At 57.5% G+C, this 17,722-nt stretch carries 13 protein-coding genes and 3 pseudogenes; 6 read left to right on the top strand and 10 right to left on the bottom strand.

What is annotated here, in order from left to right; translation table 11 throughout:
* The first annotated feature begins 3 nt into the window (after positions 1–3).
* Both FRZ40_RS32595 and FRZ40_RS32590 read left to right on the top strand, forming a co-directional pair.
* Positions 4–1,365 (top strand): MFS transporter, encoded by a 1,362-nt coding sequence (locus FRZ40_RS32595; RefSeq protein WP_147236965.1) that lies wholly within the window; start codon positions 4–6, stop codon positions 1,363–1,365.
* A 105-nt stretch (positions 1,366–1,470) separates the two neighbouring features.
* Positions 1,471–2,460 (top strand): D-2-hydroxyacid dehydrogenase family protein, encoded by a 990-nt coding sequence (locus FRZ40_RS32590; protein ID WP_147236964.1) that lies wholly within the window; start codon positions 1,471–1,473, stop codon positions 2,458–2,460.
* Positions 2,461–2,577: 117 nt separating this feature from the next.
* Here FRZ40_RS32590 and FRZ40_RS32585 read toward each other — a convergent pair whose 3' ends face one another.
* From FRZ40_RS32585 to FRZ40_RS32575, 4 genes and pseudogenes are all read right to left on the bottom strand, one after another.
* Positions 2,578–3,741, bottom strand: coding sequence for a CaiB/BaiF CoA transferase family protein (locus FRZ40_RS32585; protein WP_051446357.1), 1,164 nt, complete (start codon positions 3,739–3,741; stop codon positions 2,578–2,580).
* A 13-nt stretch (positions 3,742–3,754) separates the two neighbouring features.
* Positions 3,755–5,509: a hydantoinase B/oxoprolinase family protein gene (locus tag FRZ40_RS32580; RefSeq protein ID WP_193567050.1), complete on the bottom strand. Its 1,755-nt coding sequence runs from the start codon at positions 5,507–5,509 to the stop codon at positions 3,755–3,757.
* Positions 5,510–5,511: 2 nt separating this feature from the next.
* Complete coding sequence (locus FRZ40_RS45380) at positions 5,512–6,099, bottom strand: hydantoinase/oxoprolinase family protein (protein ID WP_240057539.1); 588 nt, start codon at positions 6,097–6,099, stop codon at positions 5,512–5,514.
* A 39-nt stretch (positions 6,100–6,138) separates the two neighbouring features.
* Positions 6,139–7,502: pseudogene (locus FRZ40_RS32575) on the bottom strand (hydantoinase/oxoprolinase family protein); the annotation flags it as partial.
* 358 nt (positions 7,503–7,860) lie between these two features.
* On the opposite strand from FRZ40_RS32575, the pseudogene FRZ40_RS45375 reads away from it, so the two are divergent.
* Together FRZ40_RS45375 and FRZ40_RS32570 are read left to right on the top strand one after the other, a co-directional pair.
* Positions 7,861–8,067 (top strand): annotated as a pseudogene (locus tag FRZ40_RS45375) (helix-turn-helix domain-containing protein); the annotation flags it as partial.
* A gap of 57 nt (positions 8,068–8,124) precedes the next feature.
* Complete coding sequence (locus FRZ40_RS32570; protein WP_240057538.1) at positions 8,125–8,796, top strand: LysR substrate-binding domain-containing protein; 672 nt, start codon at positions 8,125–8,127, stop codon at positions 8,794–8,796.
* Between the two features lie 296 nt (positions 8,797–9,092).
* Here FRZ40_RS32570 and FRZ40_RS32565 read toward each other — a convergent pair whose 3' ends face one another.
* The 4 genes from FRZ40_RS32565 to FRZ40_RS32550 all read right to left on the bottom strand — a co-directional run bounded on the left by FRZ40_RS32565 (position 9,093) and on the right by FRZ40_RS32550 (position 13,540).
* Complete coding sequence (locus tag FRZ40_RS32565) at positions 9,093–9,992, bottom strand: MBL fold metallo-hydrolase (protein WP_147236962.1); 900 nt, start codon at positions 9,990–9,992, stop codon at positions 9,093–9,095.
* A gap of 302 nt (positions 9,993–10,294) precedes the next feature.
* Positions 10,295–11,242 (bottom strand): hydroxymethylglutaryl-CoA lyase, encoded by a 948-nt coding sequence (locus FRZ40_RS32560; protein WP_147236961.1) that lies wholly within the window; start codon positions 11,240–11,242, stop codon positions 10,295–10,297.
* A gap of 43 nt (positions 11,243–11,285) precedes the next feature.
* Positions 11,286–12,653, bottom strand: coding sequence for an MFS transporter (locus FRZ40_RS32555; protein ID WP_147236960.1), 1,368 nt, complete (start codon positions 12,651–12,653; stop codon positions 11,286–11,288).
* A 71-nt stretch (positions 12,654–12,724) separates the two neighbouring features.
* A complete protein-coding gene (locus FRZ40_RS32550; protein WP_147236959.1) occupies positions 12,725–13,540 on the bottom strand; it encodes an enoyl-CoA hydratase/isomerase family protein in 816 nt (271 codons plus the stop codon).
* A 508-nt stretch (positions 13,541–14,048) separates the two neighbouring features.
* Here FRZ40_RS32550 and FRZ40_RS32545 point away from each other — a divergent pair.
* Positions 14,049–14,395, top strand: a pseudogene (locus tag FRZ40_RS32545) (transposase); the annotation flags it as partial.
* A gap of 986 nt (positions 14,396–15,381) precedes the next feature.
* Here FRZ40_RS32545 and FRZ40_RS32535 read toward each other — a convergent pair.
* Positions 15,382–15,798 carry a cupin domain-containing protein gene (locus FRZ40_RS32535; RefSeq protein WP_028366641.1) on the bottom strand — a complete coding sequence of 139 codons (417 nt, stop codon included), beginning with the start codon at positions 15,796–15,798 and terminating at the stop codon, positions 15,382–15,384.
* A 184-nt stretch (positions 15,799–15,982) separates the two neighbouring features.
* On the opposite strand from FRZ40_RS32535, the gene FRZ40_RS32530 reads away from it, so the two are divergent.
* Entirely contained in the window at positions 15,983–16,579 is a 597-nt protein-coding gene (locus tag FRZ40_RS32530) for a putative pterin-binding protein (protein WP_147236958.1), read from the top strand.
* 21 nt (positions 16,580–16,600) lie between these two features.
* Here FRZ40_RS32530 and FRZ40_RS32525 read toward each other — a convergent pair whose 3' ends face one another.
* The gene (locus FRZ40_RS32525; RefSeq protein WP_147236957.1) at positions 16,601–17,527 is read right to left on the bottom strand and encodes a pseudouridine-5'-phosphate glycosidase; all 927 of its coding nucleotides are present in this window, start codon (positions 17,525–17,527) and stop codon (positions 16,601–16,603) included.
* Positions 17,528–17,722: the final 195 nt, after the last annotated feature.

Below are 17,722 nucleotides of genomic sequence, written 5' to 3'. Positions count from 1 at the left end.
CAATTGAGCCAGACCTTTCTTGAACCTACTCCGGCGTCATCAGACGAAGTGCCGCCCGTAGCAGCAGTGAGCGCAGACGAACGTAGACTTTACCTCCGGGTCGCACTTCGAATCGTGCCGCTGCTCTTCGTTTGCTATGTAGTCGCATTTCTCGACCGCATCAACGTTGGATTCGCGAAACTGCAAATGCAGGACGCCCTTGGTTTTAGTGACGCCGTGTATGGTCTAGGCGCGGGCATTTTTTTCCTCTCATATTGCCTCCTCGAAGTACCCAGCGCCCTGCTCCTGAAGCGCATGGGTGCAAAAAAGACCATCGCTCGAATCATGATTTGCTGGGGAATCGTCGGAACCTGCACGGCATTTGTCACCAACGTCACCGAGTTCTACATCGTCCGGCTACTGCTGGGTGTATTCGAAGCTGGCTTCTTTCCTGGCGTGATTTTCTATCTCAGTTCATGGTTTCCTGAGAATCGGCGCGGCGTCATCATCTCGTGCTTCATGGTTGGCTTCCCAATCGCCGGCCTGGTCGGAGGCCCCGTCTCAGGTTGGGCGATGACTGCGCTTGCGAACGTCGCAAACATGGCCGGGTGGCAATGGCTCTACATTGTCGAGGCTCTGCCTGCAGTCGCCCTCGGCATTGTTACGCTGTTCATACTTGACGACAATATCGACAAGGCCAAATGGCTGACCGATGCCGAAAAGAACACGCTGCGAGAGGGGTTTCGGGTCGAAACTGAGCGCAAACACAAGAACAACCAGCACGGGCATGGAACTCTTGCGCAGGCTCTAGCAGACCCGAAGGTCTACATGCTTGCCTTCATCGATTTTGCTTTCGTTTGCGGTACCTATTCGGTCACCTTCTGGCTGCCGACCGTCATGAAGAGCTCGGGCATCTCCAACCTCTCGCAACTCGGATGGCTATCAGCCATCCCCTACGGTATTGGCGCCATTGGTATGGTCACAATCAGCAGAAACTCCGACCGGATGCTTGAGCGGCGCTGGCACGCAACTATCGCCGGCGTGATCGGAGCGATAGCGCTTCTCCTTGTCTCACAGTCAATGAGTTCAGCGGTATTGACAATCGCGTTGCTGACTGTCGCTTGTGTGGGCATCTTCGCGATAAATGTGCTGATCTGGTCAATCGCTGCCGACTATCTTCATGGTTCGCCCGCTGCGGCTGGAAGCATTGCGTTCGTGAACTGCATTGGTCTGCTCAGCGGGTTCTGCAGTCCATTCGTCATTGGATGGCTTAAGACAATGACCGGGACTCTAAATAGCGGCCTCTACGTGATGACGGCAGTACTGTTTCTCGGAATCATCGTCATGTTCGTGGGATTCAAGCCCAAGGCTATCAAGACATCCTGAGCTGATGAGATATTGCCAGCAAGCTAGCCAGTAGCAGCGATCGTCAACTTTGAACGGCCCGCCGGATGCGCAGTTGCCCATCCGGCATCAACAGTAAAGTTACCTATGCACAAAATCGCAATCCTCGATGACTTCCAGAACACCTCATTGCAGTTCGGAAACTGGGACAGCCTGCGCAAGAGCGCTGACATCACGGTCTTCACAGACCATATCGACGACGAAGATGCTCTGGTCGAACGGCTTCAGCCATACGACATACTATGTGTAATGCGGGAACGGACCTGGTTTCCGAGGAGCGTTCTATCGAGACTCAAGAACCTCAAGTTGTTGGCAAGTACGGGCCCTTGGAACGCGGCAATCGATATTGAAGCCGCTGATGAACTGGGTATCACCGTCTGCGGGACAGCGTCCTCGCTAACGGCAGCGGCCGAACACACATGGGCGCTCATTCTCGCCGCAGTACGCCACATCCCGAGAGAGGTCAGTTCGTTCAGAAATGGGGGATGGCAGGTCTCCGTCGGCAGAGACCTCAGCGGCAAGACCATTGGCCTGCTGGGACTAGGTTACTCCGGCAGCGTGACTGCACGTGTCGCGCAGGCGTTTGGTATGAGGACAATTGCCTGGAGCCAAAACATGACAGCAGAATCCGCCGCCAGGCATGGTGCTCAATACGTATCAAAAGACGAATTGCTTGCGTCCAGTGACATCTTGTCTCTTCACGTTCGCCTTTCAGAGCGCACGCGCAACCTCATTGGTGCACACGAGCTTTCACTGATGCAACCACACGCTCTCCTTGTAAACACAGCGCGCGGCCCGATCGTGAATGAGGAGGCCCTGATCGTTGCGTTGAATCGCAAGCAGATTGCCGGTGCCGCTATGGACGTATTCGATGTAGAGCCACTGCCAGCAGATCATCCGTATCGAAGTATGGACAACGTAATCGCAACTTCGCATATCGGGTACGTCACCGAAGGTTCGTACGAGTTCTACTACGGCGAGTCTGTTGAAAACATCCGTGCGTGGATTCAAGGGGAGCCGATTCGAGTTCTGACCGCCGATCGCCGTGAGATCAGCTACCAAACCGGAACATCCTGATACGCAAAATCTTGACTGGAGGTGCGGTATTGCGTGCCGCATCTTCTCGACCGTGCCCGCGGGAAGGGGCCACCGTTATCCTGTGGCCCCGATCTGCATGTGCAGATTTGCATGCCATTAAGCTAACGGTGTCTCTTCAAGTGCATCCGTTAGAAGATGATTATGCTCGCCGAGCTTGGGCGTGATCCCAGTGTCGGCAGGCCGCCTTCCACCGAAAGTGACAGGGAGGCCGACAAACGTGGCGGCACCGTCTTCGGTCTTCTGCAAGATTTCCAGCGCCCTTGTCTGTTCGTGCACGACGACCTGGTCGACTGTTTGAATCGGGCCACAAGGAATCCCCACCTCGTCGAGGCGTTCGAGCCAATAAGTAGCCGTCTTTCTGCCAAATTCGTGTTGCAGCAAGTCGATAAGCTCGACGCGGTTACTGACGCGCGCACCGTTGGTGGCAAAGCGGCTGTCCTCCGCCAACACGTTGACCTGCAGAACCTCGCAAAGCCTCCTGAAGAGCCGGTCATTGCCCGCTGCAACCATAATCGTCGAGTCGGAACACTCAAACGCCTGATGAGGAACGATTGCCGCCGTTCCTGAGCCCCACCGGCCCGGCAGGACGCCAGAGGCCAGATAGTCGGCTATCTGCATGCCCCCCCATGAGAGCGCAGTCTCGTAGAGTGAGACGGAAACCACCTCGCCCACACCCGTCGATTGCCGCCTGAAAAGTGCCGACAGCACGCCGATGGCCGCCCACAGGCCAGTTCCCATGTCGTTGACCGAAATGGGAATGCGGCTCAACGCTTCGTCCGGCTGCCCCATAAAGCTCATCAAGCCACTAAACGCTTGAGCTAGTGGGTCATAGCCTGGCTTGTCCCGCAGCGGACCGACAGTTCCGAATGCACCAAGGTTGCAGTACACCAGCGACGGCTTGAGCGCGAGCATATGGTCCGCACCAAGCCCGTATTTCTCTGTTCCACCGGCCTTCAGGTTCTGGAGAACCACATCAGCCTTCCGAACGATGAGTTCACGAAGAGATTCCGCTTGCGATGGATCTGACAGCGACATGGCGATACTGGATTTGCCGTGATTGACGGCGTGAAAAAGAGCTGCGGCGCCATCAATAAACGGAGGTCCCCAATCTCGTGCATAGTCTCCGCTTCCCGCGCTCTCAATCTTGATGACGTCCGCACCGAGTGCCCGTAGCACCATACCGGCATAAGGGGCGGCCAGACTATGCCCGATCTCGACGACACAAACGCCGTCGAGTGGAAGTTGCTTCGACATTTCCATACTCCGTTTGTTTTCAGTCACCGGATTCCGTTGCCTCCGCGACGACGTCAAACTGGTCCGGTCCAATTTGTCCCGAGTCGAGCTGATAGAGCCAGATTGCTGCGTCGCGACTGATGTAACCGTCGGCGAGGTCGGCCAGAACCAGAGCGCTCTCGCGCTCGAGGGGATCGCCGAAACCGCCGCTACCCGCAGGTTGCACCGTAACCCGGTCATTCCGATACACCACCGTCTGACCGCCTTTCGCGGGTACGATTAATTCGTGACCGTCGGCACGTTGCACCTTGCACACGAACTGGCTCCCCGCGAGCCCCCCAAAATGGCCTTCTGGCGGTGTGTATCCACGCTCCCCAGAGATGGTAAATGTGGCTTCGTCATAATCGACTCGATACACACGACGGGAGGTTAGTCCCCCGCGCTGACGGCCGGCACCACCCGTGTCGGGTACGAGCGACCACTCTTCTACCAGCAGCGGTGAAGTCCGTTCGATCATTTCAATCGACTGGCTACCGGCATTGCCGACATAGACCCGAATGCCACTGACGCCGTCCTTATTTGCCCGCGCACCCATCCCGCCGGCGTGTACATCGTGCATCGTGACGAAGTTTTCTCCAGTCTCCGCGACGCGCGACTGGTTCGTATCGCGTCCGCTAAATATGCCCGCGCACGCCGCGCAATTGCTCTGCCCGAGGATGCGATTCGGGACTGCCGGCGCTAGAGCCTTCAGAAGAAGATCAATGACCCTCGGTGACGTTTCGGTGTTACCCGAGACGACCGATGCCGGGTACTCGCAATTGAGGACACTGCCTTTTGGGGCAATGATGGTCACAGGTCGATAGCACCCCTGGTTGATCGGGATGCTTAGGTCCGTCAGTGCCTTGACGGTGAACCAGGTGCTGTTACAGGTCACCGAGAACGGACAATTGATTCCTCCACGGACCTGAGCGCCAGTACCCGTGAAGTCGAAGGTGATGTGGTCGCCCTTCACAGTGACCTTGACCTTCAGAAGCGGACGCTCGTGTTTCCAGCCCGGTGCCTCTATGGGATCGAGGTATTCTTCGGCTTCGTATACGCCGTCCGGAATCTTCATAATCTCCGCACGGATAAGCTTCTCCGAATGATCAAGGCTCTGACGCATCACATCGCGCAATGCATTGGCACCATACTTTGCTACCAGGTCGGCAATGCGCCGGTCACCCACGTAGGTGCCAGCATACTGTGCCTGTATATCCAGCCCCAGTTCGTGCGAGTTTCTACTATTGCGCGTCAGGATTTCGAGTACATCGCGAACAGGCTCGTCATTCCGGTAGAGCAAGACGGGCGGAATCCGGATGCCTTCGGCGAACACGTCCCATGTTGCAATCGCATAGCTGCCGGGCGACTGCCCACCGATGTCCGTCCAATGCCCACGTGTCATCACAAATGCGACGATCTGACCGTCAACGAAGACCGGGCGCGTGAACTGGACATCCGGCTGGTGATTGCCGCCGCCGACGTAAGCGTCGTTGCTGACAATCACATCACCGGGTCGCAGATTTTCCCGACCGATTGCCTCGACCGACACCCGCGTGGAAATCACTGCCGAGCCGAGCATCGTCGGAATGTCGTTGCCCTGCGCAACGAGTTGCATCTCAGCATCGAAGATTGCGGCGGACGAATCGCCACTTGCATGCATCAACGGACTGCCCGCCGTACGCATCATGGCAATTTTCATTTCACGCGCAACCGCGTAGAGGCTGCTACGGATGATTTCGTATGTAACGATGTTCATGTTCAGGCCGCCAGTTCAATCACGAGGTTCAGGTCTTCGTCAACGCGCGCTCTATGCGATGCTTTCAAGACTGCGCAGCTGCTGTGCTCTTCGATGACTGCCGGGCCTTCAATCTGGGCACCGACCGGAAGCCGGCTACGGGCAAAGACTGGCAAGACTTTAACGTTCCCATCGATGTACACGTCACGCATCCGAATGGGAGTAATCCCTGTCTCCTCGCCAGAATGCGCCACCCCGCCCCGCCAACCACTCGTTGCAATGAGCTGCAGGCGCAAGTTCGCCACAACAATCGGCTTGTCCTTGCTAACGAAATTCCAGAGACGCTGATGTGAAGCTTCAAACTCGCGCGCCATCGCTGCGCAGGATGCGTCGTCGCTGACATCAACGGTAATAACATCAGGCTGACCGACATAGCGACAATCCGCCATGCGTACAGCACGAGTCGCATTCGCCTCGACACCGTGGCGTTCCGCTTCACTTCGACCGAGCGCAAGCAGTTCGTCGAACTCGGCGTGCAGCCTCTCGTCTCCGAGCTTCGCGAGGTCACAGTCGACGGGCCGCTGGTAATCGTATTGCTGGTCGGCGACCATCATGCCAAACGCGCTGAAGAGGCCCGGCAGAGGTGGAATCACAACGCGACGAATTCCCATTTCATGAGCGAGATCGACTGCGTGAACTGGACCCGCGCCGCCGTAGCAGATGTACGAAAATTCTCGCGGGTCGTAACCTCGCTCCACCGTCATGATGCGAACCGCCTGGGCCATCAACGCATTGGCGACAGAGCGCACGGCCTGTGCGGCCTCAGGCACACTCATCCCCAAAGGCCTTGCAATGACTTCTTCGACCACTCTCCAAGCCGCCCTCGCGTCCAACTGGAATTCGCCACCGAGGAAATTGTCTGGGTCGATGTAACCAAGCACGAGATTGCAGTCAGTGACTGTCGGTCGCTTACCGCCTCTCCCATAGCATGCGGGACCGGGGTCAGCGGCGGCACTCTCGGGCCCGATTCGTACACCGCCCCCAGCGTCGATCCAAACGATAGAGCCACCGCCTGCACCCACCGAGTCGATGTCGATGCTGGGCGAGCGCACCGTGTAGCTATGCAGCAGGCTTTTATTCCGGATCTCGGGTTTGAAATCACGGATGAGTGAAACGTCAAATGTCGTTCCGCCCATGTCACCGAGAATGGCGTTGCGCAAGTCACCACGCTCGCAATTGCGGATTGCAGCGCTAACGCCACCCGCAGGTCCCGATTCGAGCAGCACAATCGGACGGTCGGCAACGCGCGCCGGGCTTGCAAGCCCCCGTTTGATTGCATGAAGAGAAACTTGCCGGTAAAACCAAGGTGCGCAAGCGCATCCACCAGACGGCCGATGTAGCGGCCGCAAACGGGTCCTAGCATCGCATTGATGACCGTCGAACTGGCCCGCTCATATTCCATCGCTTCGGGATTGACTTCGTGCGAGGCACACACGAACCGGTCTGGCAGCATTTCTCGAAGCGTCGCGACGGCAGCCTTCTCATGCTCGTGATTGACATGTGCGTGCAAAAAACACACCGCAACCGCTTCGACGTCCGACTCCCGGATGTGTGCAGCAGTCTCAATCAGTTCGTCACGCGAGAGCGGTGTCTCGACGGTTCCGTCGAAACGCAGACGCTCTGTCACCTCCAATCTCCAGCGACGCTCAACAAGTGCCCGTGGGTTGTCAAACAGCAGGTCATAGAGGTCGGCACGGTCGTGACGAGATGCACGCCGCAATTCAAGGATGTCGCGAAACCCTCGAGTAGTTATCAAGGCAGTTTTGGCACCCGTGCCTTCCACCACCATGTTTGTGGCCATTGTCGTTCCATGGCCGAGAAAGGAGATATCGGCGCTCGTTGCGCCCGAAATTTCAAGAATTCTCCGGAAACCTTCGACCGTACCCAAGACCCGGTCTTTAGGCGTTGTCGGCACCTTGGTCGACCACACTTTGCCAGTCGAATCGTCCACCATCACGACGTCGGTGAAGGTGCCACCAACGTCTATCCCTATCCGTTTCACGCTTGTTGTCTCCGTTGACAGACATGAGCCTCGATAAAATGTCGATCGGACGTCCACAAGCTGCAAATGAAAGGCGCCAGTTAGGCTCTCCACATGCAACGAGGCACAGATCGCGGTTAAACTGCGCGACAGTGATTCGTGTAAGTTATCACCTGGCGTCGCATGCCTCGTGAAGCCGTCTTGGCGCGTAGCATTGGCATACGCGCCTATCGAAATGCGTATTCGTCCACCGACAGTTCCAGTGTACTGACGCGCCCTTTGAGGCAGATAATGAAAGGTTTGAATCAGGTGAACGTCTGAGGTTATATCCGTGATAACCAGTAACGATGCGATTCTGAGGCGCCTTCGTGGAGCTCACATTGCGCTGCTCATCGCGCTTGACGACCACGGGTCCCTGCGCAAGGCAGCCCAGCAAATCTCTTTGTCTCAACCAGCGATAACCAAAGCGCTGCAAGAGCTCGAAGCCATATTCGGTGTCGAATTATTCTCTCGCTCACCCCGTGGGATTGTTCCTAACGACCTGGGCCGATGCGTAATACGTCACGCGCGAACCCTTCGCGCGGACGTGGGAACGATGCGAGATGAGATGGCCGCAATTCTGCGCGGCGGCGGCGGCACACTCGCGATTGGCGCTGTGATGGGATCGCTGCCAGTCTGGCTAGCCCCGACCGTGAAAGCCTTGCGCGAGAGTCAGCCTGATACATCAATCGAAGTATGGGAAGACAACAGCGCGCGTCTCTTAGCGATGCTTGACCAGCGCTTGCTGGACCTTGTTATAGGGCGCCCCAGTGTTAGCGTCCACCCGGAAGCCTATGACTTTATCCCGCTGGAGGTTGAAGAGATATGTGTGGTGGTCGACGGCGCAGATCCTCTAGGCGATAAAGCCAAGGTACAACTGACAGACATCATCGGTAACCCATGGATTGTCCCGCAGGCAACGCTCCCGATGCGCTCGCTTTTCGAGCAGCTTCTCGATGACGAGGGTCTTGGATTTCCCCGCTACGCGATGGAGACGTCGTCCACCTTCGCTACGCTTGCTTTGCTCCAGACCGGTGGCGGTACGGTCGGGTTGATACCCCGTAAGGTCGCCGAGTATTTTGCGGTGGGTGGTCTGGTTAAGATATTGCCGATCTACATTGAGAGACGAGGAGCACCCTACGGCATAGCAACGCGTCGCGGAGCAACGCTCACGCAACCCGTCCAGAAGTTCATTGAACTTTGCCAAATCCGCATCGCGCAAACGTGAGTCTCCAGCTCTGATCGCTCATCCTCTTGTCAAAGCGTTCCGACACAAGTGGATGAACACTCGTGGTTGTCGCGCCGACTGCTGCCTGCTCGATCGATGCTGCGAAGCTTGATGCTTCGAGTCAACACGATTCCTGCACCGGCATCACGGTCCGTTCGCACAGGTGGTTCTGAACCAGATATCCTGGCGCGGGCACGACGCATCAATGATCCGAGGTCAGCTGAATCAAAACATCGAGACTCACGGCTTCCCCCTTGGGAGGCCGGGATCCGCTCGCTGCCGGCAAGCCCATTTGGCTAAACCTTGTCAAAAACAAAGCGGAACGTTTCGCCGTGGCTCACCACATGACCTGCCGTCGGCGACGGGAAGTGGGCCGTCAGAATTTTCGTTGATGTGTCAGCGTACCGGCTCATAACGCCGAGGCGAGCTTCATGGGCCAGAGTTGCATCAAAATCTGCAGCGTTAGCAAGCGAAGGGTCAACAAACTGGATCGGGTGGTGGATGACGTCGCCAGTCATGACAGCATGTTCACCATGCTCACGCCCGATATGTACCAGGACATGGCCCGCCGTATGGCCTGCTGCGGGCGAGAACCATACGTTATCGCCCAATTCGTGCTCAAACGAATGATCCATTTCGACGAACGTCGCCTGCCCGTGTTCGACGATGGGTAACACGCTGTCCACAAACGAGCCCCGATTGACCGGATTCTCGGGATTTGACTGATGCAGCTTCAACAGATAGTCGAACTCGGTTCGCGAGAAAATGTATTTCGCGCGCGGGAACGTTGGAACCCAACGACCGTCTTCGAGACGCGTGTTCCATCCGACATGATCGGTGTGCAGATGTGTGCACATGACGTAATCAATGTCTTCCGGACGAATCCCGAGTGCTGCAAGGTTCTCGAGGTACGGCAACTGCAGGTTGCTCCACGCCGGCATTGACGGACGATGCTTGTGATTGCCGTTGCAGGTATCTACGAGAATTGTGTGATGACGTGTTTTGACGACATAGCTGTGAAAACTGAGATACAGCTTCAGTTCCGTCGGTTCAATCAGATGGGGACCCAGCCAGCTACGCTGCTCCTTCACAAATTCGAGGTCGACGGTAGGAAATAGCCAATTAGGCTCAAACTCCAGACTGTCAATCTCGCTAAATTTGCGAATTTCTATGTCGCCGATTTTCTGCACGTGCACTGCAATCTCCCTTGTTTGATTCAAACAATCCTATGCCCAGGCGCAGAGCATCGCGGACGAGCCATCGCCGCAACATCTGAAACACCTTGGGATAGCCTGGCTGGTCTAACTTTGCTTCAGCCCAATCCAGTGTTCAGCAATTGACTGGACGGATGGAGGCGAGTCAGCCTGATGAAGGACCCGAGTATTGCGCCGAGCCTGCGATATGGCTTCCGGGCTGATTTGAGTTCTTCGACGACGCATACGCAAACTGCGAAACTTGTGGTCCCTCAGACTTTGCGGCAGTGTCCCCACGACCAGGACTAGACCACAGCGGCTTCGCGTAACTCGAATGTCTTTGGCAGGCCCGCGCGCGCAATTGCACCCGTGAACGGTTCGCCCGGTAACCAGCCCGCAATCGTCTCCCTGATTGCAAGCAGCGCATTGACGTCCATACCAGTATCGAGACCCTCAGATTCCAGCAGGAACACCGTATCTTCCGTGTTGATGTTTCCAGTAGCGTTCGGTGCAAACGGACACCCGCCAAGACCACCGAGTGAGGCATCGAAACTGCGCACCCCTGCGTCCAGCGCAGCGATGACGTTTGCGAGACCGAGGCCACGGGTGTCGTGGAAATGGCAGGCGACCGGAACGTCTTTAGTGATGGAGAGAACCTTACGCATCAGAGCCCTGACCTGCCCAGGATTTGCATAGCCAACCGTATCTGCAATCGTAATTTCGTCTGCGCCAGCCTTCAGAAGGGTTTCAACAAGCCCAAGTACGGCACTTTCTTCGACCCGACCGGAGATGGTGCAGCCAAACGCAGTTGCCACACCGGCACCAAGCTTCACGTCGTGCGGGGCACTGCTGCCAGCATCACGCTCGATAACAATCCTGCGAAAATCTTCAACCGACTCGGCAGTCGTACGGCGAACGTTTTTAAGATTGTGTTCGTTACTGGCTGAAAGCACGTAGTGCACTTTTCGCAATCCGACGTCTAATGCTCGCTGAGCCCCTTTTAGATTGGGCACGAGTGCGGCCGCGTGCAGGTTTGGTATCTCCAGCGCACCACGTGCGACTTCAGCTGCGTCAGCAAATTGAGGCACGATCTTAGGGGGCACAAACGAAGTGACCTCAATTTCAACCGACCCTGCATCTACCATCCGTCGGCACCATTCCAGCTTCTGCTCGGTCGACAAGATCGTTTGGACCATTTGCAGACCATCGCGTAGACCTACTTCGCGCAATTGCACTTTTTCACGCGTCATCATTTCTCAATCTCCTTCGTAACCAGATGCCCCGTAACGGCATCTGTCAAAGCACTGCGTTCGCCGCAGCGGAGTCGCCTAACTTGTCAGCAGCAAGCTCGCTGACTGACTTGGCTCCCGTCGTCTTTGGAGCAAGCACGATCGCAGCAAACGCACCGATGACCATGAGCAAAGAGATGGCGCCAAGGCCCCCAGCCATACTGTTAGTTGCTGTCTTGATTGATCCAATAATCATTGGGCTGACGAACCCTCCGAGCAGACCGATGCAGTTCACCAGGGCCACACCACCGGCAGTTCCGCTGCCTCGGATGTAGTCCGTTGAGATCGCCCAGATGAGAGGATTGGGAGCAAGGATTCCGGCTGTCGCGACCGATAGTGCAACAAGAGACCATGCAAGGCTGCCGTGAATCAGACCTGCCGCAAACAGACCCACCGCCCCAATAATCATCGTGATGCCGCAATGCCAGCGACGCTCCATCGTACGGTCAGAATTCCAGTTCATCCCGATGAGTGCAATCCAGCTCACGAAATACGGAATAGCCGAGTAAATACCAATCTCTAGCGGACTGCTGAGACCTGTACTTTTGATAAGAGTGGGCAGCCAGAAGCCAATAGCAAACACGCCCGCAATCTGTGCGAACCAGACAAACCCCATTACATAGACACGCGGGTCAAGCAGCGCTCGACCAAAGGTATGTTCCGAATGTTTGTCGCTGACACCAGAGCTTTGCTTGATGTCCGCGGTGACCTGTGCCTTTTCTGCTTCGTTCAGCCACTTGGCTTTCTGGGGGCCATCATCCAGGAAAAAGAAGGCGACGATCCCCAAAAAACTTGCTGGCAATCCTTGTACGATGAACATCCATTGCCAGCCGTGCATGGCGTGAATGCCTTCCATATGCGTCATGAGCCAGCCAGACATCGGACCGCCAATCAAGCCAGCAATTCCGGTCGCACAGGTAAAGATTGCGATGGCCTTCGCGCGGCGCTCGACGGGATACCAGCGCGTCAGGTAGAAAATGATGCCTGGATACAAACCAGCTTCAGCTAGACCGAGCAAAAATCGGACGGTGTAAAAATGCATCGGTAGAGTTACGAATGCAGTCGCAGCAGCGAGAACGCCCCACAGGATCATGATTCGCGAAAAGGTCCTCTTCACTCCGATTTTTGTCAGCAGGAGGTTGCTCGGCACTTCCATGAGCACGTAACCCAAGAAGAAGATTCCCGCTCCAATGCTGTATGTAAAGTCGCTGAAGCCGACATCGTGCTTCATGTCGAGTTGCGCGATGCCGACATTCACACGGTCGAGGAACGCGAACACATAGCACAGAAAAAGGAAGGGAATCAGCCGTCTGGTGATCTTGCGATACGTCTGCTCCGCCAGCGGACCAGGCAGGGCGTTGATCGACGAATTCATGCATGTCTCCTCCGGCTGAAAGCCGGCTAGTAGGCCGTCAGCAGGAGCGGCGGCTTTTTCTTCTGGTACGATTAGCGCCCCTTGAAGACGGGACGTCGCTTTTCGTTATATGCGCTGATACCTTCGAGGCGATCCTCGGTCGGGATGAGACGGTTGTAGGCCTCTATTTCGACAAACAGGCCGGTGTTCAGGTCGCTCTGCATCCCGAGGTCAATTGCTTTCTTTGCTTGCGAAACTGAGAGCGGTGCGCTCGTGCAAATGTCGCGCGCAGCTTCGATCGCTTGTCCCAGCACCTGCCCCGGCTCGAACAGCTGGTTCACAACACCCCATGCGAGCGCTTCTTCTGCAGAAAACTTCGCGCCTCGGAAGATAAGCTCTTTTGAGCGACGCGTACCAATCGCACGCGGAAGCTGCTGCGTGCCGCCGCCGCCCGGCATGATTCCACGCTTCACTTCCGTAAATCCGAACACAGCTTTCTTCGAAGCGTAGGCAAAGTCACAAGCTAGCAGCAGCTCAAGCCCGCCGGCCACCGCCGCACCGTTGACAGCGCAGATAAGAGGAATTTGGCAGTGGGTAATTGCGCGTACCATGCGCTCGAACAGATAGTGCTGCGTACTGAACTGCTCGTCGGTCATACCTTCACGTTGCTTCAAATCGGCTCCGCCACAGAAGGCGCGTTCACCCGTGCCCGTCAGAATCGCACAGCGATATTGCGTGGGGTCGACCTCCAACGCGCCGAACACCTTAATCAGTTCTTGGCCCATCAGTGTGCTGATTGCGTTCGACACTTCAGGACGGTTCAATCGGATCACTAGAATCTGTCCGTCGATTTCTTCCAGCGCCAACGTGCGAATCGTGGCCGGATCGAGGTGTTGAGCTATCTTCAATGTCACTCCTGAGGCATGTCTATCAATGAATAATTGCTGCGGTCCAGCTTCGGCTCCCAACTGCTACGGCACCTGTGACGTTTGCGGTCGTTCGACTGGAATTTCAATGACAACCCAGTTCCGAACTGTCTAGTCGCACGCACCAACGTGAGGAAATGTGTTGCCGAATGGCCTATCCAGGCCAAGGCGTAGTGCAACGGTACGCTGCGACGTCCCGAACGCCTCGCCTGGCCCGAACCGCTTCCAGTAGCGTGAGTGAGCGTCACTGATTCGATGGTTGCAAGATGCCCCTTCACACCGACATTTCGAGTGTACCGACGCGCCCAATGTACGGGTAATGAAACCTTCCAATCACGTGAACGTGATTGGTTATATCGGTAGTAACCAGTATGCGTAAGCGCCTGTGTGGAACGCTTTAGCAGGCTGTTGAAATACCTCCCGCACACGTCATGCGGGCGGGAGGGGTAAACGTTGAAGCAAAGAATCGGACAACACTGAGACTAAAGCGATGCGCGGAGCGGACGGCTGCACAGAGTCGATGTTCACGATGTCCAGGCTCCAGCTACTCACCCGTTGCGACCGGTTCGGCTGTGGTTGAACGATGCGCTCAGTCGCATGGATGCGACTTTTTCGCGTATGCGCGAGAGCGATGCGAAGGGCGGTCGCCCGAGCATCGCGCCGGAGAAGCTGATTCGGACGCTGCTGCAAGTGTCGTATTCGATTCGCAGTGAGCGCATGCTGATGGAGCAAATCTCCTACAACATGCTGTTTCGCTGGTTTGTCGGCCTGGCGATGGACGACGCAGTGTGGGGCCACTCCACGTTCAGCAAGAACCGCGACCGACTGCTGGTTCACGGACGTCATCGTTAGCCTTTGCGCTGACTTATGGCGTAGCCGGGCCAGCGCGTTGTACGCCCGTCAATACCTGTTGACTCAGGCGGCCTACAACTTGACTCGCATGCGCACGCTCGCCGATAGAGTGGTGTAGGGGCGAAAATCGGCGGGAAGATGACATTGGTTCCGCCTGAATTAAGGACGTCCAGCATCAAATCGACATCAACCTGCCTGGTGCGCCGGCTCGTTGGAACGAAGTGCTGCGCATCGGCGAGGTGTATTTCAACAGCGGTTAGATGCGCGGTCCCTCATTGCGCAGCAAGTGCGCTCGCGAACACGACGTGGCGGTGATGCTCAGATTTCGTCCACCTCTACTCAGACTGAACCGAAAAGGGACTTGGACGACAACGCCGCTTCCTCTCGACGCGCGCTTTCGCATCGAAAGACTTTCTTTCGTCGCCAGGCGGCCCTGCATCGTGAGGCTATTAAACACCATTCGACGAAATAGCTCTCGCATGTCCCGTATGTTGGCGTCATCGTCCTGCACACCGGCACGCCTGAGCATTTGAGCCATCGCGCTCGCCCCAGTTCTTCGGCTGCACGAACTTCTCGGGTTGTTGCGTCTTCGTCCAAGTCAGGCGCAGCCAGACTGGCCAACCCGCCCTCGCGTCCGATGAGCCACAGCGCTGTCGCCAGCACACCCGGGCTCACCGACGCTTCGCCCGCCTCGAGGCGGACCAATGTTGGCACGCTGACCCTCATGCGCTTGGCCCAAGACCTTAACGACTCTTTACGACGGAGCCGGGCACGAGCCAGATCCTCTCCAAGCTGTTTGAGTGCAGCTTGCGTCGAGGGCGGAAGTTGCTGAAGTGCTTGCGCGTTTTGCGGCATCGAATGTTCGTAATTTGTGCATACATAACATGACAAAATCACCCATTTTGTCGAATCATAGGTTCACATTGCAGCCCGATTGCGCGATATGAGCCAAGCACTGTTCAGAACAGATTTCATTTGTCGCCGGATGGATCGTAAGGCACCACCTCCTCACGCTCGTCCGGATGGTTGCGCGCCACGATCGCGCGCGCCGGCTCCGTCGCGCTCAGATTGAACGGTTGATGCGGCACGCCCGGCGGGATGAACAGAAAATCGCCTGCTTCCGTGACGACCGACTCGCGCAGTCCCGGTCCGTAACGCGTTTCGACGCGCCCTTCCAGCACGTAGATGCCCGTTTCGTAACCGGAATGAATGTGAGGTTCGGCATGCCCGCCCGGCGGCACGACGACGAGATGCATCGACAGCGCCCGCGAGCCCGCCGTCGTCGCCGAGATGCCGACGAAGTACGGCAGGCGTTGCGTCGTCGCGATCGCCCTGTCGGGATGCACGACGACGACTTGCGCAGCCCGGCCTTGTGAATCGTCTTCCATATGCGCCCCTCCCTCGCAGTGGGAGCCTGAATGCAGAACGATTCTACGCCGCGCGATTCCAGACGAATCGATTGCAGCCGCCGGCTCGTGAAGCATTCACTGAACAGGCAGCCGACATGATGGAATACGATTCGCCGGTGTATAAGGGTCGAAAACACCGTCGATTTCAGCGGAGCCATTGATCATGAAGAAACGTCAGTTCCTGACCAGCGCCGCCGCACTCGGCGTGAGCGTCGCGCCCGCATTCGGTGCCACCAGGGCGAAACCCTCTGCATGCGCGTCGGCTCCCGCGATACTGACCGTGTCGGGCGCGGTCAAACACACGAACCGCGGCGCGCTCGATCCCGCATTCGATCCGCTGATGGCAAAGCAACTCGTCAAGTTCGCGTCGGCCTGCACGTTCGACTATCCGTCGATCGCCAGCCTGCCCGCCGTAACGATCAGGCCAACCATCGAATACGACGCAAAGCCGCACACGCTGAGCGGCCCGTTGCTCGCGAATGTGCTCGAGCAGGCCGGCGCACCAGGCGCAGGCGACACGAAAATTTCGCTGCGCGCAGTCGATGGCTACGCGGTGCTCACGACGCTCGACAACATCCGCGCGTGGCGCTTCATCGTCGCGACGCAGATGGACGGCAAGCCGATGCCGCTGGGCGGACTTGGTCCGCTATGGGCGATCTACGATGCGGACAGGATTCCCGAACTCGCAGCCAAGCCGCTCAAGGATCGCTTCGTGCTGTGTCCCTGGGGGCTTTATCAGATTCAGGTGAGCGACGCGTAGCAGCACGCGCCAAACGGCGGCTCAACGGCCCGCCAACGCAACAGCCAGCCTCGCGCCGACTTCTGCGTTGTGCCTGATCAATGCAATGTTGGTGGCGAGACTGCGTCCGCCCGTCAGCGCCTTGATGCGCGCCAGCACAAAAGGCGTCACGGCTTTGCCCGTTATGCCTTGTGCGGCTGCGTCATCGAGCGCCTGACGGGTCCATCTGTCGATTTCCTCGCGCGGCATTTCGGCGGCTTGGGGCACGGGCGTGCTCAACACCACGCCGCCTGCCAGCCCCAGGTCCCATTTGGTACGGATGAAGCGCGCCTGCTCCGCTGGATCGTCGAGCCGGAAGTCCGCGGGAAAGCCGCTATCGCGCGTGTAGAAGGCGGCAAAATTGTCCTGCTCGCAACTGAGCACAGGCACGCCATGCGTTTCCAGATACTCCAGCGTGAGCCCGATGTCGAGAATCGACTTCGCGCCCGCACACACCACGGCCACCGACGTCTTCGCCAGTTCCTGAAGGTCGGCCGAAATATCGAAGGTCTCCGGTGCACCGCGATGCACGCCGCCGATGCCGCCCGTCACGAACACTTCGATCCCGGCCAGCGCGGCGCAAATCATCGTCCCCGCCACCGTCGTCGCGCCGAGGCCGCCTCCCGTCAGCGCGGCGGGCAGGTCGCGGCGGCTGACCTTCTGCACGCCCTCGGAACGGCCGATCAGCTCGAGTTCATCGTCCGACAGTCCGATGCGGATCCGTCCATCGATCACGGCAATCGTCGCGGGCTCCGCGCCCCGTTCGCGGATCAGCGCTTCCACTTCGCGCGCGGTGCGCACGTTCTGCGGATACGGCATGCCGTGAGCGATGATCGTCGACTCCAGCGCCACGAGCGGACGGCCGGCAACCTGCGCGGCAGCCACGGGGGCACTGAAGGTCAGCCAGGCGCGTGCGATGTTCGCATCCATATCGATGTCTTTCCTCGTGTGATTCGCGCAAGTATGCAACGGAATCAGCGTACCGACGCGGATCGATCGACAGATTCACCCCTGAATCGCCACGCGGCGCTTTGACGCCTATCATCATGATTCCATCGCACGCGTCGCAGTCGCGACGGAAACGCACAGTCGTTCAGCTTGAACGTATCGGACGATCGATCTCGG

Origin of the sequence: Paraburkholderia azotifigens (assembly GCF_007995085.1) — a bacterium.
In the GTDB taxonomy this organism is placed as follows: Bacteria; Pseudomonadota; Gammaproteobacteria; order Burkholderiales; family Burkholderiaceae; genus Paraburkholderia; species Paraburkholderia azotifigens.
The sequence above is the reverse complement of the archived record's forward strand: the minus strand, read 5'-3'. Positions and strand labels throughout refer to the sequence as shown.

Bases quoted from the DNA above. Each gene is read 5' to 3' on its own strand.
- FRZ40_RS32530 (WP_147236958.1), top strand. From the start codon at position 15,983: ATGAAGAAACGTCAGTTCCTGACCAGCGCCGCCGCACTCGGCGTGAGC.
- FRZ40_RS45380 (WP_240057539.1), bottom strand. From the start codon at position 6,099: ATGGTCGCCGACCAGCAATACGATTACCAGCGGCCCGTCGACTGTGAC.
- FRZ40_RS32580 (WP_193567050.1), bottom strand. From the start codon at position 5,509: ATGAACATCGTTACATACGAAATCATCCGTAGCAGCCTCTACGCGGTT.
- FRZ40_RS32535 (WP_028366641.1), bottom strand. From the start codon at position 15,798: ATGGAAGACGATTCACAAGGCCGGGCTGCGCAAGTCGTCGTCGTGCAT.
- FRZ40_RS32585 (WP_051446357.1), bottom strand. From the start codon at position 3,741: ATGGAAATGTCGAAGCAACTTCCACTCGACGGCGTTTGTGTCGTCGAG.
- FRZ40_RS32555 (WP_147236960.1), bottom strand. From the start codon at position 12,653: ATGAATTCGTCGATCAACGCCCTGCCTGGTCCGCTGGCGGAGCAGACG.
- FRZ40_RS32570 (WP_240057538.1), top strand. From the start codon at position 8,125: ATGCGAGATGAGATGGCCGCAATTCTGCGCGGCGGCGGCGGCACACTC.
- FRZ40_RS32560 (WP_147236961.1), bottom strand. From the start codon at position 11,242: ATGATGACGCGTGAAAAAGTGCAATTGCGCGAAGTAGGTCTACGCGAT.
- FRZ40_RS32590 (WP_147236964.1), top strand. From the start codon at position 1,471: ATGCACAAAATCGCAATCCTCGATGACTTCCAGAACACCTCATTGCAG.
- FRZ40_RS32525 (WP_147236957.1), bottom strand. From the start codon at position 17,527: ATGGATGCGAACATCGCACGCGCCTGGCTGACCTTCAGTGCCCCCGTG.